A 17,041-nucleotide genomic window follows, 5' to 3' on the forward strand; every position below is an offset into this window, starting at 1 on the left:
GGGAAAAATTGAAGTCCCCTGACGTGACTACTCCTGCCATCGAATGGCCGACCGTGATCATCGGTGTGATGTGCTATGTCGGTTTCGCGATATCCACCACCTCCTATGACGCGCTCGGACCCTGGATTTCGGGCATTCTCCTCGCCCTCGCCCTGACGCTTTATTCCTCATTCAGCCATGAAGTGTTGCACGGGCATCCCTTCCGGAATGAGGCGCTAAACACTGCCTTTGTGTTTCCGGCACTGGGCCTGGCCATTCCCTATCCACGCTTTCGCGACACCCATCTGGCGCACCACCACGACCCCGCGCTCACCGATCCCTACGACGATCCGGAAAGCAATTTCATCGATCCGTCGGTCTGGGCGAAATGGGGTGTGGTGCGGCGCGTGATCTATACGTGGAACAACACGCTTCTGGGGCGCATGCTGGTTGGTCCAATCATTGCGCTACTCGTTTTCTACCGGGATGATTTTCGTGCAGTTCTGCGAGGAAATACCCAGATTAGAGACGCATATCTTTTCCACGCCGGTGGCCTGATCCCCGTCGTGCTTTGGTGGATCTGGATGGCAGATATGCCGGTCTGGCTCTACCTGCTTTGCGCCTATGCCAGCCATTCCATACTCAAGATACGGACGTTTCTGGAACACCGCGCCCACGAACGCGCCCGCTGCCGCAGCGTGATCATCGAGGACCGTGGGTTGCTGTCCTTCCTGTTTCTCAAGAACAATCTGCACGCGGTGCACCATGCCTGCCCGCGTCTGCCGTGGTACAGGTTGCAGGGTTACTACATGGCGCGACGCTCCGCATTTCTGGAGCGCAATGGCGGCTATGCCTATCGCTCCTACGCGCAAATCGCAGGGTTGTTTCTGCTGAAAACCAAGGACCCGGTGCCACATCTGCTCTGGCAGGACCCGGCGTTTCACCTGGAGAAGGACATCGCGGCGAAGTCCCCGACGACCGGCCTCTGACATTTTGCTTGCAGTCGCGCCGCGCTTCCCGCTTTGATACCGCCTATCCGGGATCAGAGGGACATTCGGCCATGACAGAGACAAGCGCGCCAGTTTTGCTGGATCAATCGGATGGCATCGCGACGATCACCCTAAACCGCCCGAAATCCATGAATGCGCTGTCAGAGGACGTGCTGGCGGCCCTACAATCCGCCCTGGATCAAATCGCCTCGGATCGGGCGGTTCGGGCCGTTATCCTGCGGGGGGCGGGGGCCCATTTCTGTGCGGGGCATAACCTCAAGGAAATGACCGCGCGGCGACAGGATGCGGACGGCGGCAAGGCCTACTTCAATACGCTGTTCCAGACCTGCTCCAAGATGATGATGTCCATCGTCAACCTGCCGCAACCGGTGATCGCTGAGGTGCAGGGCATCGCCACCGCCGCAGGCTGCCAGCTGGTTGCAACCTGCGATCTGGCCGTCGCGGCACAAACCGCGCGTTTTGCCACGTCGGGCGTGAATATCGGACTTTTCTGTTCCACGCCCATGGTGGCGCTGTCGCGCAATTTGACACGGAAACAGGCGATGGAAATGCTGCTGCTGGGTGAATTCCAGTCAGCGGAGAGGGCGGCAGAGATCGGATTGATCAACAGCGTCGTGCCCGATGCGGAGGTGTCTGACGCTACGCGCAAGATGGCTGCCACCATTGTCGGGAAAGCCCCCGCCGCCGTGAAAATCGGCAAGGAGGCGTTCTATAAGCAGGCGGATATGGACCTTGCCTCTGCCTACGCGTACACGGGTGCCGCCATGGCGGAAAACATGATGGCCCGCGATACCGAACGCGGGATCGATGCCTTCATCACCAAGAAACCGATGCCGGAATGGGCGGACGACTAGACCCTAACAAGGCTGTTTGTCAGAAATCGAGGTTCTCCACGCTCAGCGCGTTCTGCTGGATGAACTCGCGCCGTGGTTCCACCACATCTCCCATCAGCTTGGTGAAAAGATCATCGGCCTCGGCCATGTCGTCCACCTTGACCTGCAAGAGCGTGCGCGCGTCGGGGTCCAGCGTGGTTTCCCAGAGCTGATCCGGGTTCATTTCACCGAGACCCTTGTAGCGCTGCAGTGACAGGCCTTTTTCGCCCTCCTGCAGGATTGCATCCATCAGGTCCATCGGACCGAGGATCATCTGGGTTCTGTCCTTGCGGACCAGCGTGGCGGGCAGGTTGTAGACATCTTGCAGGCTCCGGGTAAAGTTGCCGGTTCGCTTGGCCTCGCCGCCGCGCAGGATGCGCCCGTCAAGCGTGCGCACCTCTTCCACGCCGCGCAGAATCCGCGCCAGCCGGATGCCGTGATCCTGCGTGATCCGCCCCTGCCAGCCGCGTTCGTATTCAGGCGCAATCAGGTTCAGACGAGCGGCGACCTTATCCGCCGTGCCCTGCAAATCCGCGTCCACAACGCCAGGCGCAAAGGCACCGGCAATCGCCGCCTGTTCCAGAATATGGCGCGGGTAATGTGTCGGGAAAGCCTCCAGCACGCGGCGCATCTGGCGGGCGAGATCGACGACGCGCATCAGATCCTGCCCGGTGATCTCTTCCCCATTGCCCTGCTTGAGCATAGCCCCTTCGATGCCCTGATGGATCAGATAATCCTCCATCGCCGCCTGATCTTTCAGATAGACCTCGGATTTGCCGCGCGAGACCTTATAAAGCGGCGGTTGCGCAATATAGAGATGCCCGTTCTCTATCAGCTCCGGCATCTGCCGGTAGAAAAACGTGAGCAGCAGCGTCCGGATATGCGCGCCGTCCACGTCCGCGTCCGTCATGATCACGATCTTGTGGTAGCGCAGCTTTTCGATGTTGAACTCATCGCGGCCGATGCCGGTGCCCAGGGCCATCACCAGATTGCCAATTTCCTGGCTGGACAGCATGCGATCAAACCGCGCCCGTTCCACGTTCAGGATTTTCCCTTTCAGCGGCAGGATGGCCTGCGTCTGCCGGTCACGGCCTGTCTGGGCCGATCCCCCGGCAGAGTCCCCCTCCACAAGGAAAACCTCGGTCTTCGACGGGTCTTTCTCGGAACAGTCCTTCAGCTTCCCAGCAAGGAAATTCACATCCATCGCCGTCTTGCGCCGGGTCAGCTCGCGGGCCTTGCGCGCGGCTTCCCGCGCCTGTGCGGCCTCGATGATCTTGCCCACGACGATGCGTGCCTCGTTGGGGTTTTCCTCGAACCATTCGGCCAGTTTTTCGTTCACCAACCCCTCGACCGCCGGGCGCACCTCGGAACTGACCAGCTTGTCCTTGGTCTGCGAGCTGAATTTCGGGTCCGGCACCTTCACCGACAGCACGCAGGTCAGCCCTTCGCGCGCATCATCCCCGGTGAAAGAGACCTTTTCCTTCTTCGCAATCCCGCTCGATTGCGCGTAATTGTTGATCGTCCGTGTCAGCGCGCCACGAAAGCCCGCCATATGGGTGCCGCCATCGCGTTGCGGAATGTTGTTGGTGAAGGGCAGCACATTCTCGTGGTAGCTGTCATTCCACCACATAGCGATTTCCACGCCAATCTCGTCGCGCTCTCCCTGAATGAAGATCGGCTCCGGCATCACGGAGGATTTCGAGCGATCGAGGTATTTCACGAATTCCTTGACGCCACCTTCGTAAAACAGCTCTGACCGCAGGTTTTCGGCGGGCCGTTCGTCCACCAGAATGATTCGCACACCGGAATTCAGGAAGGCCAGCTCCCGCAAACGCTTCTCCAGCACGTCAAAGGAGTATTCGAGGTTGGAAAAGGTGTCCGTCGACGCCATGAAGCGTACTTCGGTGCCCGTCCGCTCCGTCAGTCCCACGACTTCGAGATGCTTGGTGGTAAAACCGCCCTCGAACCGCGCGACATGCTCCTTGCCTTCCCGCCAAATGCGCAGTTCAAGCCAATCGCTGAGCGCGTTCACCACCGATACGCCCACCCCGTGCAGACCGCCCGACACCTTGTAGGAATTGCTGTCGAATTTCCCGCCTGCGTGCAGTTGGGTCATAATCACTTCGGCGGCTGAGACGCCTTCTTCCTCGTGAATCCCTACCGGAATCCCGCGCCCGTTGTCGCTGACGGAAACGGAAGAATCCTCGTGAATGGTAACGGTAACGGCATCCGCGTGACCGGCCAGCGCCTCGTCGATGCCGTTGTCGACGACTTCATAGACCATATGGTGCAGACCGGAGCCGTCGTCCGTGTCCCCGATGTACATGCCAGGGCGCTTGCGAACAGCTTCTAAGCCTTTGAGAACCTTGATGGAATTGGCGCCATATTCTTCTGGCGATTGCTCGTTGTCGGACATGCCGCTACACCTTCGTATTTTTGGTATTTTATAAGGTTTCTAAAGGGGAATGTCACGTCACAGGCACAATATTTTGTGTCAGATGACCGGCAGAACCACACCGACCAAGATCAGCAGAAACCCGGAGATTACATTGATGCGCGCCAGGGTTCGAGGTGCGGTGATCAGGGCTCGCACATGGCTCACACAGGCCGCCAGCAAGAGGTTTCCGATGAGCGGGATGGCGACCGATGCGGCGATGATCGCGCTGACGTCTCCCGCGGTTACGCTGCGCAGGTCAAAGAATCCCGGCAGAACGCCCATGTAGAAGAGCACTGCTTTGGGATTGCCGAGAATCGCAACAAGACCCGCGAGAAATCCGGGCCAGAGGCCGGGCCGCGTCAGGCGGCTGTCCGTGCTGATCTTCTGATCCGCGTGCCGGATCAGCAAGAGCCCCATGCCGACGAATACGCCGCACGCAACCCACCGCAGCACCGCCATGAACACATCAAAAACCGATAGCACCCAGGAGATGCCCAGCACCGCAACCAGCGGCCACAGAATATCTCCCACCGCGACACCGACTGCAAGCGGCCAGGCGGCGCGAAACCCGCCTGACAGTGCTCGCGCCATCAGTGCCAGCCATACCGGGCCGGGCGTCAGAAACAGGATCACCAGCGCGCCCGCGTATAAAATCAGATCAGACCATGCGATGCTCATGACCGGGGTACGAGATCGGACAGGCCATCGACATCGCGCACTTCGATGTATTGCGCGCGATCTCCCAGGGCTTCGAAAAGCGCAGGCTCCGTACCTGTCATCCAGGCCTGCGCGCCGAGGGCTGCGATTTCATCGTAGAGTGCCGCGCGCCGGTCCGGGTCGAGATGAGCAGCAACCTCGTCGAGCAACAGCAGCGGCGGTGCGCCGAAATCCTGCGCCAGCGCCCGCGCATTGGCAAGGATCAGCGAAACCAGAAGCGCCTTTTGCTCCCCGGTTGAACAGTCTTTCGCCGGCACATCCTTGGCCTGATAAACTCCGTAAAGATCAGCACGGTGGGGACCGATCAGGCTGCGTCCTGCGGCCATGTCGCGCGGGCGGCTGTCGGCCAATGCTGCGCGCAACTCATCCTCGGTCTCCGGCAACTCGCCCTCTCCATGGGTAAGCGTCAGCGTCGCTGCAGGGAAGGCAGTGGTCGCATCTGTCTGCGCCTTGGCCAGCTGCGCCAAAGCCGCGCGGCGATTGGCATGGATGGTAACACCCGACTGGGCCATCTGCGCCTCAAGCGCCCCGTACCACGCAGGGTCCCGCACCATATCCTTCAAAAGCCGGTTCCGTTCACGCATCGCGCGCTCGTAGGCCAAAGTCGCCTCCGCATGCCCGGGCTCGAAACTCAGCGTCATCCGGTCCAGGAACCGCCGCCGCCCTTCGGCCCCTTCGATCCACAAACGGTCCATTGCCGGGATCAGCCACAAAACCCGCGCAATCCGCCCCAGCGCCACCTGTGCTGCGGGTTTGTCATCGATCCTGACCTGTCGCGCCGCGCCGTTCTCGGACCAGATCTCGATCTCATGCAATTGGTGCATCGACTGCAAAACCCCAGACAGCTTCCATCCCAAAGCCTCCGGTCGCCGTGTCATATCCTCAGCACTGGACCGGCGCAGTCCCCGTCCCGGAGAGAACAGCGAGACGGCCTCCAGCACATTGGTCTTACCTGCCCCATTCGCCCCATACAGCGCTACAGGTCGACCGTCCAAGGCCAGCCGCCCTAGCTTGTGCGACCGGAAATGCGACAGGGTCAGCGATGTCAGATACAGCGCCATCGCCCGGCTTTCATTGTTCCAAAAATATGCCCGCCGGAGGCAAAAATTAAACGCGCATCGGCATGACTACATAGACTGCGGATTGATCATTGCCTTCCCGCATCAGCGTCGGATCACCGGAGGAGTTGAACAGGAACACCGCATTTTCACGATCCACCTGGCTGGCAATCTCCAACAAATACTTGGCGTTGAAGCCAATCTCCAGCCGTTCATCACCGTAGGCCACAGCCAATTCTTCCTCGGCGGCCCCGGAATCCGGCGCATTCACCGACAGCACCAGCCGGTCTTCGTCCAGTTGCAGCTTCACCGCGCGGGAGCGTTCGGAGCTCACTGTCGCCACCCGGTCCACGGCCTGCGCAAAGTCGGAGGCGTCCACCTCCAGCTTGCGTGTATTGCCCTGCGGGATGACGCGGGTGTAGTCGGGGAAGGTACCGTCGATGACCTTCGAGGTTAGGGTAATATCGGGCGTGGCGAAGCGCACCTTGGTTTCCGACACCGATACCGCGATTTTCATCTCGTCATCGTCCAGCAGCTTGCGCAATTCGCCGACGGTCTTGCGGGGGACGATCACCCCAGGCATATCCGCGGCACCTTCCGGCAGATCGGCGTCGATCCGGGCCAGCCGGTGACCATCGGTCGCCACGCAGCGCAGCACCTGGCCGCCTTCCGCATCCGAGACATGCATGTAGACACCGTTCAGATAATACCGGGTCTCCTCGGTCGAGATCGCGAATTTCGATTTGTCAAAAAGCCGTCGCAACACTGGCGCCGGGGCCGAGAAGTTCGAGGCATATTCAGATGATGCCATGACCGGGAAGTCTTCTTTCGGCAGCGTTGCCAGCGAGAAGTTCGACCGACCTGCCTCGACAGTCAGCCGACCCGTCGCGCCATCGGCGGTGAGTGTGACCAGCGCGCCATCCGGCAATTTGCGTACGATTTCATGCAGGGTGGTTGCGGAAACAGTGGTGGCGCCGGCGCGTTCGACCTGGGCCGGGGCCTTGTCGACAACCTCGATGTCCAGATCGGTGGCGCGGAAGCTCACGTCGCTGCCTTCGGCTTCGATCAACACATTGGCAAGGATGGGGATCGTGTTACGCCGCTCCACGACGGACTGTGCCTGAGACACCGCCTTGAGCAGGGCTGCGCGTTCGATGCTGATCTTCATGATGCCTTATCCTTCCCACCAGTCGGGACAGGCAAATTACCCTGTTCCACCGACTTCACAAGACTTTTATTGGTTTGTCTGTTGGAAAGGGCAGGGCGTCAAGACCCGCAGCCCTTTTGCAAGGCTGCGGGCCGGATGTGTGACTATTCTTCCAGCGCGCGGCGCAGCAATTCGAGGTCTTCGGCAATCTGGCCGTCCTGCGACTTCAGTTCTTCGATCCGCTTGACCCCGTGCATGACCGTGGTGTGGTCACGCCCGCCAAAACGGCGCCCGATCTCGGGCAGCGACCGGCTGGTCATCTTCTTGCACAGATACATCGCGACCTGCCGTGGCCGGGCATAGGACCGCAGGCGTTTGGGTCCGATCATGTCGGAAAGCCGTATGTTGTAGTGATCCGAGACCTTGCGCTGGATTTCCTCGACCGTGATCTTGCGTTCCGAGGCGCGCAGCACGTCCGACAGGCAATCCTGCGTCAGTTCCATGTTGATCTCGCGCCCGACAAGCGAGGCAAAGGCAAAAAGCCGCGTCAACGCGCCCTCAAGCACACGCACGTTGGTCGAAATCCGGTGCGCGAGGAACTCAAGCACACCCGCTTCGACCTCAAGACCCGGATAATTGGCGCGCTGCTGTTCAACCTTGCTCTGCAGGATGCCGAGCCGCAGCTCGTAGTCCGTCGGGTGCAGATCGACCACCAACCCGCATTGCAGACGCGACTTCACGCGATCTTCAAGGTCCTTGATTTCGCCCGGTGCCCGGTCGGCGGAAATAATGATCTGCTTGTTTTGATCAACCAGCGCGTTGAACGTGTGAAAGAACTCCTCCTGCGTGGAATCCTTGCCCGCGATGAATTGCACGTCATCCACCATCAACACGTCAACGGACCGGAAGATTTCCTTGAAATCCATCATTTTACGGTCCCGCAAAGCCTGAACAAAGCGATACATGAACTGCTCGGCCGAGAGGTAGAGGACATTCATTTCGGGACGACGCTGACGCAACTCATGAGCAATGGCATGCATCAGGTGCGTTTTACCAAGGCCGACACCACCGTAGAGAAAGAGCGGATTGAATGTCACCGGCCCGCCTTCTGCCACGCGCCGCGCGGCGGCATGGGCCAACTCATTGGGCTTACCGACAACAAAAGTGTCGAATGTAAAGCGCTTGTCCAGTGGCGCGGTGGTCAGCGTGCCGGAGTTTGCGGGTTTCGCAGCACGTGGTGCTACCGTTGGCTGGTCTTGCATTGCTGTCTCCTGTGCACCCACGGGTGCGGGCACGGCAAAGCACAGGCGGCGCACAGTAGGATCTTCTGTCTTCAGCTCATGTAGGATCAGATCCGCAAAGTTTTGGTTAACGTAGTTTCCCAGAAAGTTGGTCGGTACATCAAATGTTGCAATTCCATCGTTTGCGGCGCGAAACTCGATTGGCTCAATCCAATTCGTGTAGTTGTTTTGCCCTACGGTCTTCAGCAGTCTCTGCCTCAACTGCCCCCACTTTTCTTTAGTCATGTTTGACCTGTTTTCCCTTTAGCGTTCCCAATTCCGGCGCAGCACCCATGTTTGGTATGCCCCACCGTCTCTATCTTCGTTCCGCAGGCATAGTTCTCCTGTCCCGCTCCCACACGGAAACAGGTGAACGTCCGACGGACATATACAGATTAGGCAAAGCCTGATCGAAATACGTTTCCGATTGCTCGGAAGCGCTACCCCGTCAGACGACACCGTCCGCTCTTTTTTGACAGGGCAAAACGCTGTTTGCGCAGCTTTTGCAGACTGAAGGCGTTACGGTTACCCGCAGCGCCCAGTCCCTGATGTCATAGTCTTCGCTGCAGTGCGAAGTGACCGATCAGAGCCTGTCCCCCCATGGCGAAATGAATCGCTATACACTGGTAGCAAGTTCGTGAGCGGCACGGCAACTGAACTTCATTCTTGACTCTGAATTTTCAAAAAAGAATCTCCGGCCACGCGGAAAGAGTCTCATAAATGCAAAAAAGCGCCGAAGAATCGGCGCTTTTCATCGCTGTTTTTGGGGAGCGTTACCCCAGTGCTTTGACGCGTGCAGACAGACGGGAGACTTTCCGCGCTGCAGTATTTTTGTGGAAGACACCTTTTGTCACACCACGCATCAATTCGGGTTGTGCTGCTTTCAGAGCGCTTGCCGCGGCGTCCTTGTCTCCGGAAGCAATCGCTTCCTCGACTTTGCGCAGATAGGTACGGATGCGCGAACGACGCGCTTTGTTGACTTGAAAGCGGGCCTCGTTCTGACGGGCGCGTTTCTTGGACTGTGGCGAATTGGCCATGTGTGCGTCACCTTTTCTAAGGGTTCAATGTGTCTCGATTGCACGGTGCCCCCCGTTTCGGTTGATATTCAACCAAAGGTGATTCTAGCCAAAGCGGGCTGCACGCGCATGTATCGGGCGCTCTATAAAGAAGCTGGCAGGATTTGCAAACGGCAAATTCAGTCCGGTGCGGGGGCCTTCTTGGGCAGGACAAGCCGGAATTCGGTTTCGATTTCGTCGGAGGTCACGCTCAATGTCCCCCCATGTCCCAAGGCGATTTGTTTGGCGATGAACAACCCCAACCCCAGCCCGTTCTGGGATTGTCGCAGCTCGGCGCGGGTGAAGGGTTCGAACAGCTTTTCCTGCGCCGCTTGTGGGATCGGTTTCCCGAAATTCGCGACGGTCAGAACAAGATTTTTGCCTTCGTCAAAGGCGCGGACACGAACGGGTTCATCCTGGTCGCCGTGAAAAACCGCGTTTGAGACAAGGTTCGACAGCAACTGGCCGATCCGGTCTCCGTCACACTGCACGTTGTCGAGAAAGTGAAAGTCTTCGATGATAGTCGTATCAGGATTGGACAACCGAATTTCCTGAACCACCTGCGCCAGAATGGGTGTCAGCTCAACAGTCTGCTTCGGGGCGATCCCGATATCCCCGCCAAGACGCGCCCGCGCAAAATCCATGACGTCGGAGATGAGCGCCGTCATCCGACCCAGTGATAACTCCGCCGTCGTCAACAGCCTGCGTGACTTTTCCGTCTGTTCCTGCCGCAACGCGGTCCAGATTGCGGAACTGACCGCTGCAATCGGGGTGCGCAGGTCATGGCTCAGCACCGCGATGAACTGCTCGCGCAGCTGCGCTTCGTCTTCTCTGGTCCGGAGCGACTTTTCGTTGTCCTTGGCGTCTGTGATGTCGCGGGCGCTGCAAAAGAACAGGTTTTCCTCGGGCACCGCGTTCCAGGACAGCCAACGATAACTACCGTCCTTATGCTGGTACCTGTTTTCGAAATTCAGGATGGGTTCACCGTTCTGAATATCGACAAAGGCCTGTTCGGTTTTCGGGATATCATCGGGGTGAATAAAGTCGAAAAACTTCCTGTTTTCAATATCTTCGGGCAGTCGGCCGAGTGTCGTGAACCAGGCTGGATTCGTATCGGTGAACACACCGGATTTGTCGAGAATGCCCAACAGGTCCGGGGTGACCCGCCATGTCAGACTGTATCTGTCTATCTTTCCAACCACCTGCGGCTCGCATCTATTCAACCTAAGGACGAATTCTTACGGATGCCCATATCAAAAATCAACGTTGACCTTTTGCAGTAGAATGTAATGGCCAGGGATGTCTTTCGAGGAGTCCTGCGTTGCTCAAGCGGCCGCGTAGCGCCTACTTGTCGCGAAATTGAGCTTCGCGCTTTTCCAGAAAGGCGGACATGCCTTCGGATTGGTCTTCGGTGGCAAAAAGCGAATGGAACATCCGCCGCTCGAAAAGCAGGCCCTCGCGCAGCGGCACTTCATAGGCACGGTTGACGGCTTCTTTGACAACCATCACGGAGACCATCGATTTTTCGGCGATTTTTTGTGCAGCACTATGTGCTTCTTCCAGCAGTTTCTTGCACGCCACCACGCGGGAGACGAGACCGGACCGCTCCGCCTCTTCCGCGTCCATGAACCGACCCGTCAGGTTCATGTCCATCGCCTTGGATTTGCCGACAATGCGGGTCAGCCGTTGCGTTCCGCCAATGCCCGCAACCACGCCCAGATTGATTTCCGGCTGGCCAAACTTGGCGGTGTCCGAGCAGATGATGAAATCACACATCATCGCCAGTTCACAGCCGCCGCCCAGAGCGTATCCTGACACAGCGGCGATAATGGGCTTGCGCACCCGCATGATCTGGTCGGTCTCAGGCGTGAACAGATCCCCGGAAAACGCTTCGACAAAGGTCTTGTCCTTCATCATCGCGATGTCCGCGCCCGCGGCAAAGGCTTTCTCAGACCCGGTGATGATGATGCACCGGACCTTCTCGTTGGCCTGCGCCTCTGCCAGCGCGTCGGCCAGTTCTTTCATCAACTCGTCATTCAGCGCATTCAATGCATCGGGCCGGTTCAGCGTGATCTGTGCGACATGGTTCTCTACGTCAACGATGATCGTCTCATAGGCCATTGAAAGGAGCTCTCGATTGTTGTCTGGAACTTCGACTCAATACCATGCGCACCCGAGGTTCAAGCTATCTTTGGCATTGCGCGCAGAAGAAAGATGAGCGTCCCGATTGCACGATTCGCCCAATGACGCCGGGGCAATCGGGGGTACGGCAAGGCGCTCCTTCGCGGCCATAGACGTCAAAGTTGTGCTGGAAATATCCAAGCTCGCCATCGGCTTGCCGAAAATCGCGCAGGGACGAACCGCCCGCCTCAATGGCCTCTGACAGCACTGCGCGAATGATCGGAACAAGCCCGGCAACCCGGGGGGCAGAAATACGCCCCGCTTTGCGTGTCGGCCTGATTTTTGCGCGATAGAGGGCTTCGCATACGTAGATGTTGCCCAGTCCCGCAACAATTCTCTGGTCGAGCAAGGCTGATTTCACCGGGCTCATCTTGCCCCTGAAGGCGTCGATCAGATGCGCCTCGTGAAAGTCATTGCCCAGGGGTTCCGGCCCCAGAACAGACAGCAGCTTGTGGTGCTCCGCACCTTGCGTCGGCATCAGATCCATCGCCCCGAACCGTCGCGGGTCGTTAAAGGTGATCCGCGCGCCGTTCTCCATATGCAGGACAACATGGTCGTGTTTCTCCGGGGCAGGGTGGTCATGCACGAATTGCCCCAACGGATCACCCGACACCAGCATCCGACCCGACATGCCAAGATGAATGAGCAGTGTTTCACCAGAACTCAGATCGGCCAGAATATACTTCGAGCGCCGCCGCAACTGTTCCACGCGCTGTCCGGTGAGCCGATCTGCCATGCTCTCAGGAAAGGGCCAGCGCAGATCAGGTCGATTGACCTCGGCCTTCTCAATCCGCACGCCCTGCATGGCCGGGGTCAGCCCGCGCCGGACGGTCTCAACTTCGGGCAGTTCGGGCATCTTGTCTCCCTGTGACGAAAGGGCCGCATTGTGCATGGCTCTCAGAGCCCTATAACAAAGCGCGAAGCGCAGGGACTACAAGAGCCGATGACAGATACCAAAGACAAAACCACCCACTTCGGGTTCGAGACTGTTCCCGAGGGTGAAAAGGCCGGACGCGTGCAGGGCGTTTTCTCCTCCGTCGCCAGCAAATACGACATCATGAACGATGTGATGTCGGGCGGCATTCACCGGCTCTGGAAAGACGCGATGATGGATTGGCTTGCGCCGCGCCCCGGGCAAAAGCTGCTCGACGTGGCGGGCGGCACAGGCGACATCTCGTTCCGGTTCCTCAAACGCGCCGGCTTCGGTCACGCCTCCGTGCTCGACCTGACAGAGCCGATGCTGGTCGAAGGACGCCAGCGCGCCGAGGCCGCACAGATGCAGGACAGCCTCGATTGGGTGGTGGGTGATGCGATGGCGCTGCCCTTCGAAGACAACAGTTTTGATGTCTACACCATCAGCTTCGGCATCCGGAACGTAACCCGCCCACAGGACGCGCTGCATGAGGCTTACCGCGTGCTCAAACCCGGCGGTCGGTGCATGGTGCTCGAATTCAGCCAACTACCCAACCCCGCGATGCAAAAGGCCTATGACCTCTACAGTTTCAACGTGATCCCACGCATGGGCCAGATCATCGCAAACGATCGCGATAGCTACCAATACCTCGTCGAATCGATCCGCAACTTCCCCGATCAGGAAAGCTTCCTCGCCATGATCCGCGATGCAGGCTTCGAAAACGCCAAATACCGCAATCTGACCATGGGCGTGGCCTGCCTGCATTCGGGCTGGAAGCTGTGACGCCGCGCGCCCCTCTTCATTGTTCCGTCAATATGCCGGGGGATCGGGGGCAGCGCCCCCGGCGGGTCGCCTCGCGCCCGCACGGCGATACCAGAGGATAACCCATGCGTGGTCCCCACAACATCTGGCGGCTCATCCGCACCGGTGCCACGCTGGAACGTACGGGCGCCATGAATGTCGTGCTCGACGCTTTCGAAGCGCCGCCGACCTTGCGATTTGTCGCCCGCACGCTGGGTCTGCCGTTCAAATGGCTGGGGTACAAGGGCGATCCGGCGATGCCGCCCGCCACCCGCGCCCTCACCGCGCTCGGCCCCGCCTACATCAAGTTCGGCCAGATTCTCTCGACCCGCCCCGACGTCGTGGGCGACGAGCTGGCGCTGCAACTGCGCGTCCTGCAGGACAAACTGCCGCCCTTTTCGGTGCAGGAAGCCAAGGAGGAGGTGCAGCGCGAATTAGGCATGCCCGTCGATCAGATGTTTTCCGAGTTCAGCGAACCGGTCGCGGCGGCGTCGATTGCCCAGGTGCACAAAGCCACCTTAGCCAGCACCGGCGAGGCCGTCGCCGTCAAGGTCCTGCGCCCGGGCATCGAAAAGGCGTTTCGCAAAGACGTTGACGCCTTCTACCTTGCGGCGCGCATGGTGGAGATTTTCTCGCCGGGCTCCCGCCGCCTGCGTCCGATGGAGGTGATCGAACACTTCGATGGTGTCGTGCGTGGCGAATTGGACCTGCGTCTGGAATCCTCTGCCGCGTCCGAATTCGCGGCCAATACCAAAGACGACGCCGGGTTTCAGCTACCACAGATGAAGTGGGAGTATTCCGCCCGCCGCGTCATGACGCTGGGCTGGGCGGATGGTGCCCCGATGGGCGACAATGATGCGATTGACGCGGCAGGGCATGATCGTGTGGCGCTCAGCGAACGCGTGTTGCAACTCTTCCTCAACCACGCGCTGCGGGACGGCTACTTCCACGCGGACATGCACCAGGGCAACCTCAAGGTCGCGCCCAATGGCGATATCGTTGCCTATGACTTCGGCATCATGGGACACATCGACGAATACACCCGCCGGGTCTATGCGGAGATCCTCTTTGGTTTCATCCGCAAGGATTACAAACGCGTGGCCGAGGTGCATTTCGAGGCCGGTTACGTGCCTGCTGACAAGGATGTGGATGAATTCGCCCGTGCGCTGCGTGCCGTTGGGGAGCCGATTTTCGGCATGGATGCGTCCAAGATTTCAATGGGCCGTCTGCTGAACTACCTCTTCGAGGTGACCGAACGCTTCGGCATGGAAACGCGGACCGAACTGATCCTGCTGCAACGTACGATGGTGGTGGTCGAAGGAGTGGCGCGTTCACTCAACCCGCAGATGAATATCTGGCAGGTCGCGGCCCCCATCGTGACCGACTACATTTCCAAATCCATCGGACCCAAAGCGGTACTGAGCGACCTGACAAAAACCGCACGTGTTGTTGCCCGGTTTGGTCCGAGATTGCCGGGGATGGTCGAGGCTGCGCTGGTCCGTCAGAGCAACCCGGAAGAGCTCGCGTCGAAACCTGGTTTGATGCAAAGGGTTCTCCTGGCGATCGTGTTCGGGATCGCCATTGGTACCGGTGCCACGCTCACGCTAGTTCTCGTGGATTTGACGTTCTTCTAAGACTGTAGCGGCGGCTTGGCTGTCGCCGACTACAAACGCTCAATGGCCAGGGCAATGCCCTGACCGCCGCCAATACACATCGTGATCAACGCCTTGGACCCCTGAATGCGTTCCAGCTCATAGAGCGCCTTGACCGTGATGATCGCGCCCGTCGCGCCAACCGGGTGGCCCAAGGCAATCGCACCGCCGTTGGGGTTCACCTTCGCGGGGTCAAAACCGAGGTTTTTGCTGACCGCCAGCGCCTGTGCGGCAAAGGCCTCGTTGCTTTCGATCACATCGAAATCGCTGGCCTGCAGGCCGGTCCGCGCCAACAGGTTTTCCACCGCCGGGACCGGTCCAATGCCCATGACCTCGGGTCGTACACCCGCATGCGCATACCCCAGGATGCGGGCCCTCGGTTTCAGCCCGGCCTTCTCGGCGGCCTCCGCCGTGGCCAGAACCAGCGCGCCGGCGCCATCGTTGATCCCACTGGCATTGCCCGCCGTCACGGAGCCATCTTTCTGGAACACCGCGCGCAGACCGGAGAGCGCCTCCGCTGTCGTCGCCTTGGGGTGTTCATCTGTCTCGAAGGCAACCATGTCGCGCTTGACCCGTACCTCTACCGGTGTGATTTGCCCGGCAAAATGGCCCGCTTCGATGGCCGCTGCCGCCCGCGTCTGGCTCTCCAGCGCAAAGGCGTCCTGCTGTTCCCGTGTGATGTCGTGCTCTGCCGCGACGTTCTCCGCCGTGACCCCCATATGACCGGTGCCAAAGGGGCAGTTGAGCGCGCCCAGCATCATATCCAGCGTTTTGATGTCGCCCATCTTCGCGCCCCAGCGCTGCTGCGGCACGATGAAGGGAGAACGGGACATATTCTCCGCCCCGCCTGCCAGACCAAACTCGGCGTCGCCCAGCATCAGCGATTGCACGACCGAGACAATTGCCTGCACGCCGGAGCCGCACAAGCGGTTCACATTCATCGCGGGCACCGTGTCCGGCACGCCCGCTTGCATTGCGGCGACACGGCTGAGGTACATATCCCGCGGCTCGGTGTTGATCACATGTCCAAAGGCCACATGGCCGATCTGTGCACCGTCCACACCCGACCGCTCCAGCGCCGCCTTGGCCGCAACCGTGCCCAGGTCGATGGGCGGCGTTCCTGCCAGGGCGCCCCCAAATGTGCCGATGGCGGTGCGTGCTCCGTCCAGTATCACGATGTCTTTGGTCATGGCGGCCTCCCCGGTTGATCCTCTGCACCTTATGTTGGCGCAAAGCGCGGTTGTCAGCAACGACGTCCCGTCAGCGCCGCAGTTTCAATTGACAACAATCCTGCACATCGGCGATGTCTCCGATATGACGGAAACCGATAATGCCATCCTGACGCAATTGCCCGCCCGGCTCAAAGCGGCGCGGCGTGCGCAGGATCTGTCACTGGATGCGGTGGCCAAGCTGTCGGGCGTGTCGCGTTCCATGGTCAGCCAGATCGAACGGGGCGAAAGCAGCCCGACGATTGCAACGCTGTGGAACCTGACGCGGGCGCTGCAGGTCGATTTCGCAGGGCTGCTTGACGGTGCCTCGGACGTTGCGCAGATCGAAACGCTGCGGGCTGCAGAGGTGCCCACCATCGACAATCTTGGCTCCGGCTGCCGTATTCGCATCCTGTCCCCGCCCGAGGACGCAGGACGGCATGAGGTCTATGAACTGACGATCGCCAAAGGAGGTATGCTCGACAGCCAACCCCATGCGCGGGGCGCGCGTGAACATCTGACCGTGATCGATGGCGCGGTGACGGTCACCAGCGGTGAGGTGTCGAGTACGCTGAACGTAGGCGATACTGCGCGCTATGCTGCGGATGTGACGCATAGGATCGCCGCGGAAACGGGCGACGTCCGGGCCTTTCTCGTCGTGCAGAATGCTTGATATCCGAAATACCGGAAAAAATCCGCTATCATGAAATCCCCTATTTCGGAGGCGCATC

At 59.6% G+C, this 17,041-nt stretch carries 15 protein-coding genes; 5 read left to right on the forward strand and 10 right to left on the reverse strand.

Annotation, left to right across the window (positions count from 1 at the left end; translation table 11 throughout):
- Positions 1–23: 23 nt before the first annotated feature.
- Together Q1A52_RS04815 and Q1A52_RS04820 are read left to right on the forward strand one after the other, a co-directional pair.
- Positions 24–968 carry a fatty acid desaturase gene (locus Q1A52_RS04815; RefSeq protein WP_300011568.1) on the forward strand — a complete coding sequence of 315 codons (945 nt, stop codon included), beginning with the start codon at positions 24–26 and terminating at the stop codon, positions 966–968.
- Between the two features lie 71 nt (positions 969–1,039).
- Positions 1,040–1,843, forward strand: coding sequence for an enoyl-CoA hydratase (locus Q1A52_RS04820; protein ID WP_300011571.1), 804 nt, complete (start codon positions 1,040–1,042; stop codon positions 1,841–1,843).
- A 19-nt stretch (positions 1,844–1,862) separates the two neighbouring features.
- Here Q1A52_RS04820 and gyrB read toward each other — a convergent pair whose 3' ends face one another.
- The 9 genes from gyrB to mutM all read right to left on the reverse strand — a co-directional run bounded on the left by gyrB (position 1,863) and on the right by mutM (position 12,592).
- Positions 1,863–4,277: a DNA topoisomerase (ATP-hydrolyzing) subunit B gene (gene gyrB, locus Q1A52_RS04825; protein WP_300011574.1), complete on the reverse strand. Its 2,415-nt coding sequence runs from the start codon at positions 4,275–4,277 to the stop codon at positions 1,863–1,865.
- 78 nt (positions 4,278–4,355) lie between these two features.
- Positions 4,356–4,976, reverse strand: coding sequence for a LysE family translocator (locus Q1A52_RS04830; protein WP_300011577.1), 621 nt, complete (start codon positions 4,974–4,976; stop codon positions 4,356–4,358).
- A complete protein-coding gene (gene recF, locus Q1A52_RS04835; protein ID WP_300011580.1) occupies positions 4,973–6,076 on the reverse strand; it encodes a DNA replication/repair protein RecF in 1,104 nt (367 codons plus the stop codon). The genes Q1A52_RS04830 and recF overlap by 4 nt, the downstream gene beginning before the upstream one ends.
- Before the next feature lie 46 nt (positions 6,077–6,122).
- Positions 6,123–7,241, reverse strand: coding sequence for a DNA polymerase III subunit beta (dnaN, locus tag Q1A52_RS04840; protein WP_299779906.1), 1,119 nt, complete (start codon positions 7,239–7,241; stop codon positions 6,123–6,125).
- Between the two features lie 143 nt (positions 7,242–7,384).
- A complete protein-coding gene (dnaA, locus tag Q1A52_RS04845) occupies positions 7,385–8,746 on the reverse strand; it encodes a chromosomal replication initiator protein DnaA (protein WP_299825940.1) in 1,362 nt (453 codons plus the stop codon).
- 527 nt (positions 8,747–9,273) lie between these two features.
- Entirely contained in the window at positions 9,274–9,537 is a 264-nt protein-coding gene (rpsT, locus tag Q1A52_RS04850) for a 30S ribosomal protein S20 (protein WP_299779902.1), read from the reverse strand.
- Between the two features lie 158 nt (positions 9,538–9,695).
- On the reverse strand, positions 9,696–10,757 hold the full coding sequence (locus Q1A52_RS04855; protein ID WP_300011584.1) for a PAS domain-containing sensor histidine kinase: 1,062 nt from the start codon (positions 10,755–10,757) through the stop codon (positions 9,696–9,698).
- A 142-nt stretch (positions 10,758–10,899) separates the two neighbouring features.
- Entirely contained in the window at positions 10,900–11,676 is a 777-nt protein-coding gene (locus tag Q1A52_RS04860; protein WP_300011586.1) for an enoyl-CoA hydratase, read from the reverse strand.
- 64 nt (positions 11,677–11,740) lie between these two features.
- Complete coding sequence (gene mutM / locus Q1A52_RS04865) at positions 11,741–12,592, reverse strand: bifunctional DNA-formamidopyrimidine glycosylase/DNA-(apurinic or apyrimidinic site) lyase (protein WP_300011588.1); 852 nt, start codon at positions 12,590–12,592, stop codon at positions 11,741–11,743.
- Between the two features lie 87 nt (positions 12,593–12,679).
- Between mutM and ubiE the strand changes: the two genes are divergently transcribed.
- Positions 12,680–13,432 (forward strand): bifunctional demethylmenaquinone methyltransferase/2-methoxy-6-polyprenyl-1,4-benzoquinol methylase UbiE, encoded by a 753-nt coding sequence (gene ubiE, locus Q1A52_RS04870; protein WP_300011591.1) that lies wholly within the window; start codon positions 12,680–12,682, stop codon positions 13,430–13,432.
- Positions 13,433–13,536: 104 nt separating this feature from the next.
- On the forward strand, positions 13,537–15,084 hold the full coding sequence (gene ubiB, locus Q1A52_RS04875; protein ID WP_300011594.1) for a 2-polyprenylphenol 6-hydroxylase: 1,548 nt from the start codon (positions 13,537–13,539) through the stop codon (positions 15,082–15,084).
- Between the two features lie 29 nt (positions 15,085–15,113).
- Here ubiB and Q1A52_RS04880 read toward each other — a convergent pair whose 3' ends face one another.
- Positions 15,114–16,292 (reverse strand): acetyl-CoA C-acyltransferase family protein, encoded by a 1,179-nt coding sequence (locus Q1A52_RS04880; protein ID WP_300011596.1) that lies wholly within the window; start codon positions 16,290–16,292, stop codon positions 15,114–15,116.
- A 124-nt stretch (positions 16,293–16,416) separates the two neighbouring features.
- On the opposite strand from Q1A52_RS04880, the gene Q1A52_RS04885 reads away from it, so the two are divergent.
- Positions 16,417–16,983, forward strand: coding sequence for a helix-turn-helix domain-containing protein (locus Q1A52_RS04885; RefSeq protein WP_300012185.1), 567 nt, complete (start codon positions 16,417–16,419; stop codon positions 16,981–16,983).
- Positions 16,984–17,041: the final 58 nt, after the last annotated feature.

This window comes from uncultured Roseobacter sp. (assembly GCF_947488185.1).
Classification (GTDB): domain Bacteria; phylum Pseudomonadota; class Alphaproteobacteria; order Rhodobacterales; family Rhodobacteraceae; genus Roseobacter.

Coding starts and splice junctions, on each gene's coding strand:
- recF (WP_300011580.1), bottom strand. CDS start 6,076: ATGGCGCTGTATCTGACATCGCTGACCCTGTCGCATTTCCGGTCGCAC.
- Q1A52_RS04885 (WP_300012185.1), top strand. CDS start 16,417: ATGACGGAAACCGATAATGCCATCCTGACGCAATTGCCCGCCCGGCTC.
- Q1A52_RS04820 (WP_300011571.1), top strand. CDS start 1,040: ATGACAGAGACAAGCGCGCCAGTTTTGCTGGATCAATCGGATGGCATC.
- Q1A52_RS04830 (WP_300011577.1), bottom strand. CDS start 4,976: ATGAGCATCGCATGGTCTGATCTGATTTTATACGCGGGCGCGCTGGTG.
- Q1A52_RS04860 (WP_300011586.1), bottom strand. CDS start 11,676: ATGGCCTATGAGACGATCATCGTTGACGTAGAGAACCATGTCGCACAG.
- Q1A52_RS04880 (WP_300011596.1), bottom strand. CDS start 16,292: ATGACCAAAGACATCGTGATACTGGACGGAGCACGCACCGCCATCGGC.
- ubiB (WP_300011594.1), top strand. CDS start 13,537: ATGCGTGGTCCCCACAACATCTGGCGGCTCATCCGCACCGGTGCCACG.
- gyrB (WP_300011574.1), bottom strand. CDS start 4,277: ATGTCCGACAACGAGCAATCGCCAGAAGAATATGGCGCCAATTCCATC.
- dnaA (WP_299825940.1), bottom strand. CDS start 8,746: ATGACTAAAGAAAAGTGGGGGCAGTTGAGGCAGAGACTGCTGAAGACC.
- rpsT (WP_299779902.1), bottom strand. CDS start 9,537: ATGGCCAATTCGCCACAGTCCAAGAAACGCGCCCGTCAGAACGAGGCC.
- ubiE (WP_300011591.1), top strand. CDS start 12,680: ATGACAGATACCAAAGACAAAACCACCCACTTCGGGTTCGAGACTGTT.
- dnaN (WP_299779906.1), bottom strand. CDS start 7,241: ATGAAGATCAGCATCGAACGCGCAGCCCTGCTCAAGGCGGTGTCTCAG.
- mutM (WP_300011588.1), bottom strand. CDS start 12,592: ATGCCCGAACTGCCCGAAGTTGAGACCGTCCGGCGCGGGCTGACCCCG.